The sequence below is a fragment of the Bifidobacterium bifidum ATCC 29521 = JCM 1255 = DSM 20456 genome, assembly GCF_001025135.1.
GTDB classification, from domain to species: domain Bacteria; phylum Actinomycetota; class Actinomycetes; order Actinomycetales; family Bifidobacteriaceae; genus Bifidobacterium; species Bifidobacterium bifidum.
Genome location: NZ_AP012323.1, coordinates 1,285,375 through 1,301,412 on the forward strand (window position 1 = coordinate 1,285,375; position 16,038 = coordinate 1,301,412).

The 16,038-nt window shown below is 62.8% G+C and carries 21 protein-coding genes and 1 pseudogene; 10 read left to right on the top strand and 12 right to left on the bottom strand.

Translation table 11 applies throughout. The features are described 5' to 3' along the window. Nucleotides 1–50: 50 nt before the first annotated feature. Together BBBF_RS05400 and BBBF_RS05405 are read right to left on the bottom strand one after the other, a co-directional pair. Complete coding sequence (locus BBBF_RS05400; protein WP_014760288.1) at nucleotides 51–902, bottom strand: deoxyribonuclease IV; 852 nt, start codon at nucleotides 900–902, stop codon at nucleotides 51–53. A 71-nt stretch (nucleotides 903–973) separates the two neighbouring features. Next, the gene (locus BBBF_RS05405; RefSeq protein WP_021648094.1) at nucleotides 974–1,333 is read right to left on the bottom strand and encodes a DUF488 domain-containing protein; all 360 of its coding nucleotides are present in this window, start codon (nucleotides 1,331–1,333) and stop codon (nucleotides 974–976) included. Nucleotides 1,334–1,539: 206 nt separating this feature from the next. On the opposite strand from BBBF_RS05405, the gene BBBF_RS05410 reads away from it, so the two are divergent. Both BBBF_RS05410 and BBBF_RS05415 read left to right on the top strand, forming a co-directional pair. After that, nucleotides 1,540–2,178, top strand: a complete 639-nt coding sequence (locus BBBF_RS05410; RefSeq protein WP_014760289.1) for a GNAT family N-acetyltransferase — start codon at nucleotides 1,540–1,542, stop codon at nucleotides 2,176–2,178. A 33-nt stretch (nucleotides 2,179–2,211) separates the two neighbouring features. Continuing rightward, nucleotides 2,212–2,709 (top strand): GNAT family N-acetyltransferase, encoded by a 498-nt coding sequence (locus BBBF_RS05415; protein WP_021648095.1) that lies wholly within the window; start codon nucleotides 2,212–2,214, stop codon nucleotides 2,707–2,709. On the opposite strand, the gene BBBF_RS05420 is transcribed toward BBBF_RS05415, so the two are convergent. From BBBF_RS05420 to BBBF_RS09555, 4 genes and pseudogenes are all read right to left on the bottom strand, one after another. Beyond that, nucleotides 2,699–3,037 carry a hypothetical protein gene (locus tag BBBF_RS05420; protein WP_003813401.1) on the bottom strand — a complete coding sequence of 113 codons (339 nt, stop codon included), beginning with the start codon at nucleotides 3,035–3,037 and terminating at the stop codon, nucleotides 2,699–2,701. The genes BBBF_RS05415 and BBBF_RS05420 overlap by 11 nt on opposite strands. Nucleotides 3,038–3,570: 533 nt before the next feature. Beyond that, a pseudogene (locus BBBF_RS05425) lies at nucleotides 3,571–3,813 on the bottom strand (NUDIX hydrolase N-terminal domain-containing protein); the annotation flags it as partial. 549 nt (nucleotides 3,814–4,362) lie between these two features. Next, nucleotides 4,363–4,548 (bottom strand): hypothetical protein, encoded by a 186-nt coding sequence (locus BBBF_RS05430; RefSeq protein ID WP_003813408.1) that lies wholly within the window; start codon nucleotides 4,546–4,548, stop codon nucleotides 4,363–4,365. Continuing rightward, nucleotides 4,532–5,494 (bottom strand): GNAT family N-acetyltransferase, encoded by a 963-nt coding sequence (locus BBBF_RS09555; RefSeq protein WP_014760293.1) that lies wholly within the window; start codon nucleotides 5,492–5,494, stop codon nucleotides 4,532–4,534. The genes BBBF_RS05430 and BBBF_RS09555 overlap by 17 nt, the downstream gene beginning before the upstream one ends. Before the next feature lie 226 nt (nucleotides 5,495–5,720). Here BBBF_RS09555 and BBBF_RS10595 point away from each other — a divergent pair, with 226 nt between their 5' ends. From BBBF_RS10595 to BBBF_RS05460, 3 genes are all read left to right on the top strand, one after another. Continuing rightward, complete coding sequence (locus tag BBBF_RS10595; RefSeq protein ID WP_331709029.1) at nucleotides 5,721–6,173, top strand: ATP-binding protein; 453 nt, start codon at nucleotides 5,721–5,723, stop codon at nucleotides 6,171–6,173. Nucleotides 6,174–6,277: 104 nt separating this feature from the next. Next, entirely contained in the window at nucleotides 6,278–6,973 is a 696-nt protein-coding gene (locus tag BBBF_RS05455) for an SOS response-associated peptidase (RefSeq protein ID WP_013389990.1), read from the top strand. Between the two features lie 401 nt (nucleotides 6,974–7,374). Next, nucleotides 7,375–8,073, top strand: a complete 699-nt coding sequence (locus BBBF_RS05460; RefSeq protein ID WP_021648100.1) for a hypothetical protein — start codon at nucleotides 7,375–7,377, stop codon at nucleotides 8,071–8,073. On the opposite strand, the gene BBBF_RS05465 is transcribed toward BBBF_RS05460, so the two are convergent. Continuing rightward, nucleotides 7,989–8,387, bottom strand: a complete 399-nt coding sequence (locus tag BBBF_RS05465) for a VOC family protein (RefSeq protein ID WP_014760296.1) — start codon at nucleotides 8,385–8,387, stop codon at nucleotides 7,989–7,991. The genes BBBF_RS05460 and BBBF_RS05465 overlap by 85 nt on opposite strands. 482 nt (nucleotides 8,388–8,869) lie before the next feature. Here BBBF_RS05465 and BBBF_RS05470 point away from each other — a divergent pair, with 482 nt between their 5' ends. Then, a complete protein-coding gene (locus BBBF_RS05470; protein ID WP_021648103.1) occupies nucleotides 8,870–9,832 on the top strand; it encodes a hypothetical protein in 963 nt (320 codons plus the stop codon). A gap of 280 nt (nucleotides 9,833–10,112) precedes the next feature. Here BBBF_RS05470 and BBBF_RS10315 read toward each other — a convergent pair whose 3' ends face one another. Then, on the bottom strand, nucleotides 10,113–10,307 hold the full coding sequence (locus BBBF_RS10315) for a hypothetical protein (RefSeq protein ID WP_226800907.1): 195 nt from the start codon (nucleotides 10,305–10,307) through the stop codon (nucleotides 10,113–10,115). After that, complete coding sequence (locus tag BBBF_RS05475; protein WP_021648106.1) at nucleotides 10,274–10,996, bottom strand: MFS transporter; 723 nt, start codon at nucleotides 10,994–10,996, stop codon at nucleotides 10,274–10,276. Before BBBF_RS05475 ends, BBBF_RS10315 begins: the two co-directional genes overlap by 34 nt. A gap of 17 nt (nucleotides 10,997–11,013) precedes the next feature. Between BBBF_RS05475 and BBBF_RS10320 the strand changes: the two genes are divergently transcribed. Both BBBF_RS10320 and BBBF_RS05485 read left to right on the top strand, forming a co-directional pair. Next, nucleotides 11,014–11,235 (top strand): hypothetical protein, encoded by a 222-nt coding sequence (locus BBBF_RS10320; RefSeq protein WP_021648107.1) that lies wholly within the window; start codon nucleotides 11,014–11,016, stop codon nucleotides 11,233–11,235. A gap of 239 nt (nucleotides 11,236–11,474) precedes the next feature. Beyond that, nucleotides 11,475–12,368 carry a hypothetical protein gene (locus tag BBBF_RS05485; protein WP_033510118.1) on the top strand — a complete coding sequence of 298 codons (894 nt, stop codon included), beginning with the start codon at nucleotides 11,475–11,477 and terminating at the stop codon, nucleotides 12,366–12,368. On the opposite strand, the gene BBBF_RS09965 is transcribed toward BBBF_RS05485, so the two are convergent. Further along, nucleotides 12,291–12,446: a hypothetical protein gene (locus tag BBBF_RS09965; RefSeq protein WP_162175199.1), complete on the bottom strand. Its 156-nt coding sequence runs from the start codon at nucleotides 12,444–12,446 to the stop codon at nucleotides 12,291–12,293. The genes BBBF_RS05485 and BBBF_RS09965 overlap by 78 nt on opposite strands. A gap of 224 nt (nucleotides 12,447–12,670) precedes the next feature. Between BBBF_RS09965 and BBBF_RS05490 the strand changes: the two genes are divergently transcribed. Further along, complete coding sequence (locus BBBF_RS05490; RefSeq protein ID WP_021648110.1) at nucleotides 12,671–13,222, top strand: putative ABC transporter permease; 552 nt, start codon at nucleotides 12,671–12,673, stop codon at nucleotides 13,220–13,222. Here the strand turns inward: BBBF_RS05490 and BBBF_RS05495 are convergent. Together BBBF_RS05495 and BBBF_RS05500 are read right to left on the bottom strand one after the other, a co-directional pair. Further along, on the bottom strand, nucleotides 13,198–13,800 hold the full coding sequence (locus BBBF_RS05495) for an NAD(P)H-dependent oxidoreductase (protein ID WP_021648111.1): 603 nt from the start codon (nucleotides 13,798–13,800) through the stop codon (nucleotides 13,198–13,200). The genes BBBF_RS05490 and BBBF_RS05495 overlap by 25 nt on opposite strands. Nucleotides 13,801–13,846: 46 nt before the next feature. After that, nucleotides 13,847–14,866, bottom strand: a complete 1,020-nt coding sequence (locus BBBF_RS05500; protein ID WP_021648112.1) for a VanZ family protein — start codon at nucleotides 14,864–14,866, stop codon at nucleotides 13,847–13,849. Between the two features lie 810 nt (nucleotides 14,867–15,676). Here BBBF_RS05500 and BBBF_RS10325 point away from each other — a divergent pair. Continuing rightward, nucleotides 15,677–16,003: a winged helix-turn-helix domain-containing protein gene (locus BBBF_RS10325; RefSeq protein ID WP_021648113.1), complete on the top strand. Its 327-nt coding sequence runs from the start codon at nucleotides 15,677–15,679 to the stop codon at nucleotides 16,001–16,003. Nucleotides 16,004–16,038: the final 35 nt, after the last annotated feature.

Here is a 16,038-nt window from a genome sequence, read left to right on the forward strand (position 1 = left end):
CTCCCGTCGCGTCACCGCCACGGAGAACGCGGCCGCGGCCACTGGTACGCTCACTGCACGAGACCGCGCAGCAGGGCGATCTCCTCGCGATGCGTGGTCTCGGTCAGTTCCTTGGTTTCGAGGATCATCGGCAGCCGTGACAGACGCGGGTCGTTGACCATTCTGGTGAAGAACGGGATGCCGAGGCGACCGTCGCCGATGTTGGCGTGGCGGTCCTTGTGCGATGACAGGCCGAACTGGGAGTCGTTGACGTGCACCGCCTTGACGCGTTCGAGCCCGATGACGTCGTCCAGCTGCCGCATCACGCCGTCGAAGTCGTTCACCAGATCATAACCGGCGTCCAGCACATGGCACGTGTCGACGGTGACGCCCACGTTCGCCTTGTCATCGACGCCGTCGATGATGGTCGCCAGCTCCTCGAAGTTTCGCCCGCATTCGGTGCCCTTGCCCGCCATCGTCTCCAGCAGCACCATGATGCCCGGCTCCAGCCCGAACACGCGGTTGAGGCCGTCGCTGATCAGAGAGCATCCGCGATCGGGCCCTTGCCCCACGTGCGCGCCGGGATGGATGTTGATGTATATCTCCTGCCCGGTCTCACGGATCGGCGTCAGCAGTCGGATGTCCTCGGCGAGCGCCCGTATGGCGAACTCGCGCTTGTCGGGATCCTTGCCGGCGAGGTTGTAGACGTAGGGAGCGTGGACGACGAGCGGGCCGTAATGCTCGGCCGTCAGCTGCCGCGCGAATGCGTCGGCCTCGGACGGGTTGAGCGCCTTGGATGGCCGCCCGTACGGCGAGCGCGGGAAGAACGCGAATGTGGTGCCGTGTTCCTCATGCGAGCGTTTCAGCAGCGCACTCCACCCGCCTGCCGTGGACAGGTGCGATCCGATATACAGTTCCTTCATCCGTGTTGTCCCTTCATTCGTATCGTTTCCCGGCGATGGTTCCCGGCTGTCGTGGCGGGTCGGCGCCGTTTTCATTTCGCCGCAGTCGCATCCTCAAGATAATCGCGCAGCACCAGGGCATGATTGACCTGAGGGTCCTTGGCGGCGTACAGCAAGGTCACGTCGGGATACTCCGCGCAGATGCGCAGCAGTTCCTCGGCAGCAGCGTTGGCATCGAGCTCCGCGATGTATTGGGCGCGAAATTCCGCGAATCTGGCGAGATCGTGCCCGAACCACTTGCGCAGCTGGGGAGAGGGGGCGACGTCCTTCATCCACAGGTCCAATGCCGCGCGCTCCTTCGTCATGCCGCGAGGCCACAGACGGTCGACCAGCACGCGATACCCGTCCGGCGCCTCCGGCGACTCATATATCCGTTTGATTGCGATGCCCATGCGTCCCATGATTGGCTTGCGCCCGCGGGATGTCAAGCGTACATAACGCAACGGGATGCCAAAACTTGGAGATACGACCGTTTTCGGTGGGAAAGGCCCCCTATCTGCGAGTTTTGGCATCCTGCCGCACGACCCGCCCCCCCTGATACGGTGTTAGGTGTTATCCTTGCCCGTACCCGACGGGCAAACGAACGAGAGGAATCGCCATGAACACCATCGAGACCGAACGACTGCTGCTGCGCCCTTGGAAGGTCGATGACGCGGCTGAGGCGGCATCGCTGTTCCGGTATGCCAGCGATCCGGAAATCGGGCTGAGATGCGGCTGGCCGCCACACACCAGCGTCGAAGGCAGCATGCATGACATACGCAATATCCTCGCGGTCGAAAACAACTGGGCCATTACCATCAAGGGCGGCGCGCCGAACAGCAACGCGCCTGTGGGCAGCATCGCGCTCATGCCCGTCAGCCACTACACCGCCGACGCCGTTGCCTCCGATCCTGAACTCACCAAACGCTACGGCAAGTACCTTGGCGACAACGCGCTGGAAGTCGGATACTGGATCGGCCGGCCGTTCTGGGGTAAGGGATACATGCCCGAAGCATTGACCGCCGTGCTCGGCTACGCCTTCGACACGCTGCGCAAGGACGCGGTATGGGGCGGCCACTTCGCCGAGAACACGCAATCCGAGCGAGTTCAGGCCAAGTGCGGCCTGCACGTCGTCGCCGAGTCGAAACAGGATTACTACCCGCTCATCGACCGTCATTATGACCGCGTCTACCGCATCATCACCGCGGGCGAATGGCGCGATGCCGAACACCGGCAGATGGCGAGGATGATCGCCTGATTCACGAACGGGCGTCTCTGCCAACGGCATATAATGCAAGACATGACAACCCGCATTGTTCCCATCGAGCCGCAGTGGTTCATGCAGAAGGCCGAAGTCCAATCGCGTACATGGCGCGAGCTCAATCAGGGGCATATCCCGCAGGACATCGTGGATGCGATCACCCCGGCATTCGCACTCAAGCTGACCCGTGGCCACGCCGCCGACCCCAACCAGGTTGTGCTGATCGCGTTGGCTGACGACCGTGTGGTCGGATTCATCGAACTGCTGCGCACTCCGCGGTCCCCGATCAATCGGCCCGAGGCCGCGGAACTGGCGTCATTGTACGTGTTGGAATCCGAGCATCGCCACGGAGTCGGCCGCGCTCTGGTCGAAGCCGGACGGCAGGCAGTCGGCAACGACCGGCTCGTCTTGTGGGTCGTCGGTTTCAACACCAACGCTCAGGGATTCTACCGACACATCGGATTCCACGAGACCGGACTGACCCAGACCGAGGATATGGGGCCGGAACTCGAAATGATCAACTACTAGCCGGCCGCTGGTCCAGCTGTCGTTCAAGCTGCTGTGCAAGACGCTGAACGTGAATGCGAGTGGCCTCGTTGGCGAAGTCTGCGCACGTCTTGCTGCCGTACAGCGCCGCTCCACACGGATCGGCAAAGCGTGGGTCGCCGCACAGAGCGGAGCGGACGACGCCGAGCGTGTCTGACAACGGCATGGCGGCCTGTTCTTCCGCATCCTGCGGCACTTGGGCCTTGATGTTCTTGTCCATAATCTGCGCGGCCAGCCGTTGCGCTTCCGGCGAATCCGACGTGACTCCCGTATCGAACAACCGCCTCCATTGCTCGGCATCGGCGAGCATGGAATCCTGCGACTGCCTCAGTCGGCTTTCGCGAATCCGTGAGAGCCGACTGCGCTCCTCCGCATCCAGCCGCGCCCATCGCTCGGCGGCTGCGACGCTGCCAACAGGATAGATCTTTACGCGGCATCAACCGCAAGACGCGACACGCGACGAGTCGAAAGATTTCGCCGTTCTCCCCCGATCCGAGACGAGAACACCGAACAAATATCATTCCCCTCCCGGCATGACCGACAATCAGATCATGCGGACCGTACCACACCAGGCCATTTTCACCCGAATATGACGTGGTGTGGCACGCAGCGAAATAACGGCGAAAGACGGCGAATGACAAAACGTTGCAAAATGGCGGTTCCGATAAATCAACGCTGGCCACACCAGCGAATGTTAAGGAAAACATCGCATTGTGTGGCAGAACCGTTGCCACACAATGCCGATCTGGGTCATTTTCGCGCTGGTGTGGCCATGCGCTCCTCATTCAGGTCTCAGCGTGACAATACTCGCGCACAGTGATGGGATTCACTCGAACAGCGTCACCCAGTCGGGGTCGCGATGGCCGCGCGAGTATCGAGTTTCGGCGTCGGGTATCCGGCGCTGAGCAGCCGGCGCATCTCTTCGGCCGGCACGTCGGCCTGCATGGCGAGCATGTCGACCGCTATCGCGCGGATGCGCTCGTAACGCTCCCGGTCGAAGGGATCCTTGCAGTACGCCAATCCGGTCTGGGCCAGTGCCTGCAGCTCTCTGGCCTGCTCCAGCAACGTGCGGCCTGCGGCGATCATGGTCCGTCCATCCTCCCATCGCAAGGTCTCATATCCGTCTAAGCTCAGCCATTACGACGTAATTGACCGTCGGCATGCTGACCGTCAGCATGCCGATTCCCGACTCAGTTTCCATCATGCGTACCACTCGGGCCGTCTCAGTCCCAGAAACGGACGCCGCTTGCGGGCCACCGCGGTCTGAGAAAGATCGATGTCGGCAATGAAAGGAGGATGCCGGCAAGGATCTCGGCATCCTCAACCTAGCCACCACGCTCGGCCAGGCGGTGGGGCCCTCCATCACCTCGGCGGTCAAGACCGTGACCGGCACCTTTACGGCGGCATTTGCCATATCCATCGTCATGGCCCTGTGCGCGGCCGGCTTCGTGCTGAGCCTTCGAAAAGTGCGATAGCCGTGACGGCTTGGATGAGATTCGAGAACTACGTTCTGATCACGCCTTGCCACCCATCATGTCAATCGTGCGCCCGTCACCTGCCATTATCGTCGAAAACAGCAGGCCCGGACTGACTGTAAGGTGATTGAGCAGCTGGACATCAGCTTCGGTTCTTGAATCACAGCGGCTTGACGAAATCCTCGCCGTTGAAACAGCCGGCGATGACGTTGCATTCGACGACGAGTCGCGGATCGATGGCGAGCGTATGATATGAATCTTCGATCGCCGTCTCATGCTCGATGAGCTCGGCGCGACCGCCATGCGCGGCGACAAATTGCCTGATCACCTCATACTTGCTGTTCATAGCCGTCTGCCGTCTTGTTTGCCATTGAGTCCAACAGTCGCACGACCTTGAAATGCTCGAACACCACAAGAGAGTCATCGTTCAGCGGAAAATCCGGGTCAGCGAACTCGTTGCGGTATTCCGGCGCGTTCCAGAAGGACTCGTGGGTATGCCTCCACGCGGCAGCCGTGGTGTCGCCCTCGCCCTCATCGATGGCGTGCCGGTCGGTGATCTTCCCAAGCGGAATAACATCAACCGCGGTGGTGACGAGTATGGCCACCGGCCGTTCACTGGAATCCACCAGTGCCGAGCGTTCGCCGACCTGCGGCAGCGGTTCATCATCCTCTTCGTATTCAATCATCAATGCGGCGGTCGCGGTCTTCGTTCCGGCAAGAATGAGCCCTACCAGACGGTCACGTTCAGGTCCGGGGAACATGAATTCCGCCTTGGGCAGGTTCCCTGGTTCGGGTGCCGTGCTGATGCGTGTATAGTATTCCAGCCCATCCTCGTGATCGATGCGAGCCCCGCAATGCTGCTGCACCGCAAGACTTGCCCGGTTGTCCTTATGAACGCTCAGGTACGCCTCGTCAATGCCGAGCTCACGCGCCTTGTCGAGCGTGAGCCGCAAGCCGACTGTGGCATATCCACGGCCGCGATATTGAGGGGCGATGCCATAGCCTATATGCCCGGCTCCGACACGCAGATTGTCGTTCAGGCGATGCCGCAAATTGAAGATTCCCACATACGCACCCTCATCATTGATGAGAACGTACTTGCTGCTCGGCACCCAGCCAGGCTGCAGCCCGATGCCACGCGATTGTTCTTCAAGCTCATGCACATACACGGCGAACCGCTCGCGGTCCATGCCGGCCGCCTGGTTCTCGAACCCGTTCTCGTCCGCCGGAAACTCAGAGAACAGCTCAAACGTCCGCTCCGGATCCGCCCGCCACACTTCCGTCAACCGCATTCTCGCCCTTTCGTTTCCGCCATACTAGCCCACCCGGATAACAGGGTGCGGACGTTTTCTTGGAGACTGGGCGAAAGGATATCATATGTCCGTTGCCGGGCGGCATGCGGCGGAAGCGGGCCGCCGAACTGTTCGGCGCGGGTGCCGGCCTGCGGCGCCTGTCGGACAGGGAGAAGACCCTGTTGATCGACCGGTTGAGGCCGGCGTGTTCGCTCGGCTCGATGACATGCTTGCCCGGCCTGCGCGTCCGGGCGGCCGGGGCGTTCACCGCTTCCGAGGGCGGGTACGGGTACCGAAGGGTCAAGGCCATGCTCCGAACCCGCGTCTCGGAGAAGGTGCTCCGCAGCCCCATGCCATAACCTGCACCGTCCAAGCCGGCGAAAACCACACCATCATCACCATCGATAGCACCACCAGACCTCCAGAAAACGCCGCGGACGCAGAGGACCTGATCCAGCCGTTCCACCGCGGCGACGACACCCGCATGGCCAACAGGCCCGGGCACGGACTCGGCCTGTCCATCGCCAAGGCATGCACCGACGCCATGCAGGCCACGCTCGCCGTCAGCAGGCCCTCACCCGGCACCTTCCGAGCCGAAATCAAGCTACCGAACAGGCCGACGCAGCGCCATTGCCCGCAGCAGAAGGAACATGGACACCGCCCTCATGCCAGGCAATAGGCATAATCCTCCTCATTCAGCCCCGTTTGCATCGTCCCCGCGACGTGTGTGGCGGTCGCAGTTAGACATTCTCGGCGCACAGATTCTTATCATAGACTGGACGAATGTGTAAAAGATTCGCGCTCGACCTGGATTGGGACGCCATCGCGGCGCAATTCTCGGTGGCCGAGGAAGACGTGCGCGGCGACGTTCTCCCCCGCCCCTCGTACAACATCGCCCCAACGCAGAACATCGCCGTCATCGCGCAGGGCAAAGACGGGCATCGACACCTGACCGGCGCATACTGGTCGCTGATTCCCAGCTGGAGTCCTGGCAAGACCTTGCCCTACCCCACCTACAACGCGCGGGTGGAATCCGCTCACGTCAAATCCACCTTCGCGGAATCGACCCGCTCCCGGCGCACGATCATTCCGGCGTCGGGGTATTACGAGTGGAGGGGGCGGCGCCCGTTCTATTTCAGCCCGGAGATGGAATCGACGGCGCTTGCGATGGCCGGGCTGTATTCGTGGCGGCGGCCTTCCGCGGCATCCCTATGGCAGCTGACGGCGACGATTCTCACGTGCCCTGCGGTGGATGGGCCGGCGACGGTGCATGACCGTATGCCGCTGCTGGTGCCGGCCGGTATGACGTCCGAGTGGCTGGATCCTTCAATCGACGGCGCCCGTCTGCTCGCGCCGATGCGCAAGGCCGGTGCCGAGCTGTCCGCGCGGCTGCATTTCCATGAGGTCGCTCCGCCGGAGGGCGACGGGCCGAGCCTGATCCGTCCAATCAACCGCGAGGAGCCCATGCGGCTGTTCTAGTTCTGCCGCAGATCGGCGCTTCTTCCCCGATACGGTTGAGCGCACGGCCGGCACGGGCAGCCTCCGCCGACAGGCTGAGCCGCGGCGGACGACGGAGCCGCGTGTAGACGAACGCAACAGGCGTTTGCGTCCTTAAGTGCGCGCCGAAACGACGACCGCGCGCACTTAGGAACGCAAACAGGGCCATTTGCGTTGCTATGTGCGCGCACTTGCCGGTTCGGCGCGCACTTAGGAACGCAAACGCACGGAAACCGCGACTCATCGTCGACAGCCCAAGCCGACTCCGCCATTTTCACCGGCCCAGCCGGCCCAACCAATCCGTCATCTTACACCGGCCCGACCAACGGTGGGCATATACCCTGACACAGGAACATTCGGTGAAAGCCAACGGAGGGGGATTCATGGACGTGTCGGACGTCATCGCGCGGCGGGAGTTCATGCCGACGTACATCTGGCTGGATGTGGCGTTTCTGATTGGTTTCGCGGCGTTGCTGGTGTGGCGTCGCAAATACATGACGCTGCTGGTCGGACTGGTGATGGGCGGCGTGTATTTCGCCGTGGGCTACGGCGCGTTCAATCTGCTGACGCATTCACGTTCGATCAGCGGCGGCAGCACGTTCTGGGTGCTGCTGTGGATGAGCGTAAGTTATGGGTTCACGAACTTCTCATGGCTGTGGTTGCGGCTGAGCCGCGACCGCCATCTGGCGGAATGGTCGATGCTGATTCTCGTCTGGTGGTTCTGCTGCCCGTTGATGTCGCAGACGTTTACGGCCCGGTTCGCGTCCGGCATGCAGCCGATTGTCATCCAACGCACGACGGGCGCGTACCACGGGTGGATGGCCGTCATCCTGTCGCGCAGGCGTATGGTCGATCATGCGGTGTGCCGCCGATCGGCATGGATACCTGCCGATCAGGCTCGGGGTCGTCGAAGATATCCGAAACACCTGATGTACGAATGTACCGGCATCAGCCCGACGCTGTTGTACAGTCGTACAACAATCGTTCGCACCGCCTGTCAGCGATGGTTTTCGAACCATCCCGCCCAGTCGACGACGGCCTCGATGTTATTGCCGTCCGGATCCAGCACGAATGCGGAATAGTACCCCGGATGATACGGGCGCGGTCCCGGAGCGCCGTTGTCTCGGCCGCCGACGGCGAGCGCCGCGGCATGGAAACCCCGCACGGCCTCACGGTTCGGGGCGAGGAACGCGATATGCGTGGGCGGCGGCGCGAGCGCGGCATCATCCAGCGGGGACACGTAGAAGTCGGAGTGCGGCGTCCCGTCATCCACGCCGAAACCCAACGTGGGCTCGTGGTGGGCCTTGACGATGTAGCCGAGTGGCGCGAGCGCATGCTCGTAGAAAGCGATGCTGCGTCCGACGTCCCGCACATGCAATGTGATGTGATCCAACATACCTGCCACTGTACGCGCAGCATAAGTCACATGACAGCAGTATTCTATCCGCTTGTTATCCGATATCATCCGCCCAAAGTCCCATCTTGGGCGGAGCAAATGGGACTTTGGGGATGATGGGGCGCTTCGCGGGATGGCCGGAACGGCGGAAGACACGACGGCCATGGCAACGGGCACGGCAAACGGCCACGGCAGGCAGGCACGCGGCAGCCACGGAACATGCTTCTCGCCACGCCCCGCACAAATCATCCTGCGGGATGCCATGGCATCGCAGCATCATATGGCACGATAGACACGTAACGACACGCAAAACAGATACACTGCGCGGAAACGACTCTGGAGGTGAGCAGATGGCCGGACGACGAACGGCTCGGCGAACGCGATCAGTCTCGCCTCGTGATGGGCAACCGCCGATCCGGCATGAGCTGTCGCCGACATGGCACGCACGACCCGCCGCGCGTCGGGAACGGCCGCGTCACGGCATGCGACGGACCGTGATCATCGTCGCGGTGATGCTGTGCGCGGCCATCGCCTTGTTCGCCTCGATTCCACGACTGATGCGCTTCGTATGGCCCGCTTCCGGCCCTGAACCACGCCGGGCGTCGGACGCCTACTGCTCCGCGACGCTGTCTTCCGGCGACAACAAGGAAATGCTGTCCGTTGAACAGGCATTGAACGCCGAAATCATCACGAGAGCGGCAGTCAAACGGGGCCTGCCCGATCATGCCGCGACCGTCGCCATCGCCACGGCGATGCAGGAGACGCGGCTGATGAACCTGAGCTACGGCGACCGGGATTCCGTGGGATTGTTCCAGCAGCGTCCCAGTCAGGGGTGGGGCGCGAAAGAGCAGCTGATGGACGAGACGTATGCGGCGAACAGGTTCTACGACGAGCTGGTCAAGGTGCCGAACTGGCAGTCCGTCCCCGTCGAGGACGCGGCGCAGTCAGTGCAGCGTTCGCAATATCCGGATAGGCACGCCGACTGGACCAATCTTGCGCGGACATGGGCGGCGGGTCTGACCGGCGAGACCGGCGCGGGTGTCGCGTGCGCGCTGGAGCCGGCGCAGCCTTCGGACGCGGACATGGATGGTCTGACCAGTGATTTCCGCAACGAATTCCCGACCGTCATGGTATCGCAGCCGTCGAGTCTGGAGCCTTCCTCGAAGACGCAAGACGACGGCGGCGACAAGGCCGCCGACAATTCCGCGGCCAATGACGGCTCGGGCAAGACCACGTCCAAGACACTGACGTTCACAATGTCGGCCGGAACCGACACCGAAAACGGGAAAAGGCTATGCCGCCAAGCGACGGCCTGGCTGGTGGTCCATGCACGGCGCTACGGCATCGATTCGTTGCGCGCGAACGGCATGCGCTGGAACCGCACGGACGGCGTGTGGGCCGGCACCGAGACCGGAGATCTCACCATCACGGCGACGCTGGCCTGATTCCGGCCGCTGTCATGACATCCACACCCGCCGCCCGGCTGGTATAAGACGCCTGGTTCCATCTCACGGACAGCGCGCACAATCAACCCGCGCGTGCAGCTCATCCGCACATCGCCGGCGAGCCCGGCAAAGCGAGACGCTGCGCGACACGCCCGAATTGCGCAGCAGAACTGCAAGCACGCATCCCGGAAAACGGCCTTGTTCCGTCATTCCCGCAGAACATGTAAGACAGTCCTGCTACACAATTCGGGCGTGTCGCACGATGAACCCCGTCAGTCACTCACTCAGCGACCCGATTTCGCCGCGCGGATCTCATCACATAGGCACCGATCGGAACGGTCATCAGACCGCCGACCACGAACAGCAGACGTACATCGACCACATCGGCGAGCGGGCCGAACACGAGCATGCCCGCAGGCACTCCGAATGCCGAGACCGAGATCAGCAGACCCAATACCCGCCCCTGCAGGGACACGTCGCTCTCCTTTTGCATGAGCGCGTACGTGGGCGCGGCAAGCCTGTCAGCGAAATTGGAGAGCACGACGAAACCGAAATCGATGTGGCGCGCAGGGCGTCATCCGAGCTCTCCCCCGGACGACGAAGACGGGCATCATCCAAACGAATCAGCGCGACGAAGCCTATGCCGACAATCGCCGTGGACACGTCGACGAGCATGATCATCCACAATGGCATCAGGTTGACGAGGGCTGCGGCGATTGCAGGAGAGGCGATGCTGATCGCCGTCTGCAACGTGCCGTTAATCGCGTTGACGCGCAGCAACCACGCCTCCGGAACGATCTGCGGGATGAACGATTGCACGGCCGGGGTCTGGATTCCGCCGCCTGCCGAACGTATGACCAGAACGACAAGAATCAGCCCGGTATCACCCCAGCCGACGGCCATACTTGCCGACAGGCATATGGTCACGGCCGCGATGACGGCATCGGGAAGCATGACCAACAGTTTGCGGTTCCATCTGTCAGCCCAGACACCCCCGAACACGGAGACGATTGCCTGCGGCAGGGCGGCGGCGACCATCGCTCCGGTCATGACCATGCCGGAGTTCGACCGCAAGACCAGGTACCAGAAAATAGCGTATTGCACGACGCTGGAGCCGAACAGCGACAGCGTCTGTTCGACGGTCTGCCGTCCGATACAATGCATCACAGGGAGGGCCGTCCATGTCGTTCTTGTTCCGACGCCGCAATCCTGGATCACGGCATGTCTACCGCTACGGGCCGCTGCGCATCACGTGCGTCGACAGGGACGTGCCGATCGACGTGCGCGTCAACGCCCATCTGATGTACAAGGTCGTGCTCTCTTGGGAGGACAAGGCCCGATGCGCCACGCCGTTCGACATGATCGCCCGTGATCTCGGCGAGTTCTGGCTACTCGACCAGTGATCCACGGTAGGCTTGCACGGCTGGACCCGTTCGCCGCTCAATTACGGTTCGAGCAGCACCATCCTGCGACTGTTCACCAGCGCATTCTTCCATGCCGCCCATGCCCGCAGGCCACGGTATGTCCAGCTGCTCGATAAGCACCGACACGCCGCCCGCCACCGGGCGCAGCCCGTCGCCGATAGACTGGAGCGATGGGCGAATCGAAGAACAAACCGCCGTTGCGCGCACGCTGGAAGACCATGGAAGCCGCCATAGGCATGGAGATCCGGGAGCACAAAAGCTCGTTCGCGGTGTATGTTGTGTTGCGCGTGCTGGTGATCGCTGTCGCGGTGCTGGAATTCTTCAACGGCGACTATGAGGCCGTGTTCCTGTGCATCCTGACGTTGCTGTTGCTACTGGCGCCCGCGTTCGTCCAAGTACGGTTCCGCATCGAACTGCCGTCCGCGCTTGAGGTCATCGTATTGGTGTTCGTGTTCGCGGCTGAGATCCTGGGCGAGATCAGCTCGTTCTATGAGATCTTCCCGTTCTGGGACACGGTGCTGCACACGATGAACGGCTTCCTCGCGGCCGCCATCGGCTTTTCGCTGGTCGACCTGCTCAACCGTTCGGACCGTGCGAAGTTCGAGCTGTCGCCGCTGTACCTGGCGATTGTGTCGTTCTGCTTCTCGATGACGATCGGCGTGGTCTGGGAGTTCTTCGAATTCTCGATGGACATGCTGTTCGGATTCGACATGCAGAAGGACGCCGTCGTGCATTCGATCAGCTCAGTGATGCTCGATCCGGCCCACGCCAATCGCGCCATTCATATCAACGACATCACGCAGGTGGCGGTCAATGGGCGCGACCTCGGCCTTGGCGGCTATCTTGACATCGGCCTGATCGACACGATGGAGGATCTCATCGTCAATTTCATCGGCGCGGTCGTGTTCTCCGTCATCGGGTTCATCTATGTGAAGAACCGCGGCAAGGGCGTTTCCGTCATCAGCCGGTTCGTACCCCGACGCAAATCCCACGACCGCGATTACCTGCGGCTTGCGGGCGGCGACGGCGATGCGTCACTCGCGCCGGGAGCGCAGGCTCATCAGACGCAACACCAGTCCCAGCACGATCCACACCACCACGATCACCCATGATGCGGGTTTGAGCGCGGCCGGGGAGAACGGCAGCACCTGCACTCCTATGATGACGAGCTCGGCCGCGATGGCGAGCACGATGTTCGCCGTCTTCGGCTTGCCGGTCTTGCGGTCGATGGACGCGAATCTCTTGGGCAGGTAGCCCCGCCCTCGCGACTGGGCGGACTGTGTGTTCGTCTACGCGCTCGCAGGCCTGATCGGCACCGTGCACAAGACCATCTGGGCATACCAGGCCAAAGGCATGTTCGAGTACCGCAACGGATCGATCCTCACCCCCTTCAACTACGTGTACGGTCTCCGCGTTGGCCATCGTCATCGCGCTGCGCCGTATCGACCGGGGGTGGAAGGTCGTGCTGGTCGGCGGTCTCGCCGGCGGCATGCTGGAGTTCGCGATGAGTCTGATCCAACAGTATCTGCTGGGCAGCCGGTCATGGAACTATGCGAACGAGCCGCTGAACATCGGCGGGCGCACCACCGTCCCGTTCATGCTGTTCTGGGGGCTGTTGTGCTATCTGATCGTCCGTTTCATCCTGCCGCTCGTCCTGTGGCTCGTGCATCTCATCGACGACACGTGGCACACGCGGCTCGCGACCATACTGCTGGCGTGGATTCTCATCGACTCCGTGGTCACGCCGCCCGCGATCTTCCTGTACGGGCAGCGCGCCAACGGCGCGGTGTTCGACAACTGGTTCGCGCAGCATATCGGGCAGCTTTCGATGACGACTTCATGCGCCTGCATTTCCCGAACATGCGCGTGTGAGAGCCACCGCGGGTCGAGCGGCACCATATATCGGCCGCCGGCTCGTTCGGCGGTGATGGCTTATGGGCGTCACGCCAGGCTGGCGCCCAGTTGACGGATGCCTTCGAGTTGGGCCGCGGCGGCCTTACGCTTGTCGGACGAATCGTCGCCCATGGACAGGTTGTCGACGTACACCAGCTCGACGTCCTTCACCCCGCAGTACTTGGCGAAGGTCTGCCGGCAGATCTGATTGTCCAACGACTCGCCGATGCCGTCGGACTCATACCATTGCCGCGAGCTGCCGGTCAGCATAATGACCCGCACCGTCTTGTCCGCGAGCGCGCCGGGGGTGCCGTCCGGATGATAGGCGAACCCGCGGCAGATCACGCGGTCGAACAGTCCCTTGACCATCGCCGGCATCGTATACCAGTAGATCGGGAACACCAAGGCGATTACATCCGCCTGAGCGAGCCGGCGCTGGATAGGCACGACGTCCTCGGGCATCGGGGCATGGCCGAGATAATGGGCCCGGTCGGCCGCAGAATACACGGGATTGAATCCTTCATCGTACAGGTCCAGCACGTCCGCCGACGCGCCGCGCTCGACGGCGCCCGCCGCGAATGCCGCACCCACGGCATCCGTCATGCTGTCCTTTTCGGGGTTGCTGGTGATGACAAGTATGTTGTTGCTCATGATTCCATTGTCCCGGAAAGCTGGACCGACGACGCGGCGAGCGACGTCAGATCAAGTCGTACGGCATCTGTCCGCGGACCAGCCAGAACACGCCCATGACCAATATCACCGCGCCCGCCCACGGCACGCGCCCGCAGAACACCACGCAGCATATCGCGGCGAACCGCGCCGCATAGAACGCCACGCGGCGAGCGCCGCTCCTCGGCGTGGTCTCGCAGGTCATATGCGTGTAGCTGCCGCCGAGAGTGCGGCCTTGTCTGAACCACGGAATCACCCATTCGAACAGCACCAGCATGACCAGCATCGCGATGTCCCCGAACCCGAGCGGGCCGAGCAGCCGCATCCGCTGCACGTCGGCGCCAGGACGGCCCGAAATCATCGTGACCAGCACCATCGCGGCGACGCCCACAGGGGTCGCGCACACCACGACCAGTCCCATGTCGATGAGGAATGCCACGAAACGACGCACGAACCCCGGCCGGGTGACCGTCTGCATATCCGTGCGCCGCGGCGGGAACAGCCGGTCGAACAGCATGGCGCAACCGTATCCGATCACGGCGCCCGACGTGTTCCATATCAGATCGTCCACGTCAAACAGACGATACGAGCAGGGAAACACACCCATCACCCCCGTCAGCTGCATCGTCTCGACAAGCAGCGACGCGAGAAAGCCGACCGGCAGGGCGACCGCGAATTTCCAGCGGAACACCCGTTTCATGATGAAGCCGAGAGGGACGAAGAACACCACGTTCATCACGATCTGCAGGATCGCCGTCAGCCCGTCGGCGCGGATATCACCGATGAACTGCAACGGATTGAGCTGCGGATGCAGATGGTGGGTGGCGCAGTACGCTGCGGGATCGTCCGGCATCGGATACAGCGTGAAGCACAGCAGGCCGATCAGATACAGCACCGTCGCGTACGCCGACAGCGCCGCACCGAAGCCGAGCCGGTTGTCCCGGTGGTACAGCATGGCCAGCACGGGCACGGTCACGATGAACGACACCAGCGGCCATAACGCCACCGACATCATGAACGGCGCCGAAAAGCTCTCGAAGAATCCCATATCGTCTGCTCCTCCCCTGTTGGTTTCACTGTAGCCGAGTCGCAGGCCGCCGGGCCATCCGCCATGAGACCGATATGGACGACGAGCGCTTCGGCCACGACGGGCGGCATTCATCCTCAGGAAGGAGAAGAGAACCGCAGAAAAGGGAAGCACGGGAAACGCGGCGAGGGCCGGACGGGGCCCGGGCGGGTGTCCTCCTCGCCCCCCCCGGCGCCCCATATTGTGACGACCGGTCACCCGAACACACGGCGACGGACTACAGTGGGGAGTAGCTACATAGGCAGGAGGCGCAATGGACATTCTTTTCGTGACCAGCGATCCGGCGTTGGCTTCCGCGGTGAAAGGCACGCTGGAATCCGCCCGGCACACGGTGTCTGCCGCGTCGGATGTCGATTCGCTCGCCGGCGCATGGCCGCACGGCACACCAATGGATCTGGTCATCATCGACGACCTGTCTGCGCATGATCTGTTGGATGAGACCAGACGGAGCCTGTCCCGGCTCATGGACGGCAAGGCCGGCGACGGCACCGGCACGGCCGTGCGGCCGCGCACGCTGCTGCTTTCCACTCCCCCGCGCACGCCGAAGGCGAACCCGGACGACACGCCGCAGGTCAGACGACAGACCCCGTTGCCGACGATCCGCAAAACAGGCCGGGCCAAGGCCGACGGGCAGGCCGGGCCAAGGCCGACGGGCAGGCCGCCCGGCCGGCCGCGCCCCCATCGTCTCTGGACGGCGCTTCCAGCGGCCCGCCCATTCACGCGGATGAAACGATCGTCAAGCCGTTCTCGGACGCCGAACTGCTGTCTTACGTGCACGCGCTGGAATCCGGCGGAGCCGCGGACGAGACCACGCTCATCCACGGCGACCTCATGCTCGACACGCGCAATCGGCAGGCGTTCTATCGCAGCGGCAAGCAGCCGCTGGCGCTGTCTGCGCGCGAATACACGACACTGGAGACGCTGATCCGGGCGAACGGCGAATTCCTCAGCTTCGACGAGCTGCTGGAGAAGGTCTGCGGCACGGGCATCTTCGAGCAGCGTGACATCATGGACGGCACGCTCTACTCATTGACGCGCAAGATGCGGCGCATGGGATTCTTCATCACGCAGCGGGGGCATCGTTACCGCATCCGCTGACATCAAGCCGTCGCCGGCCCTCCGTCGCCGTTCCG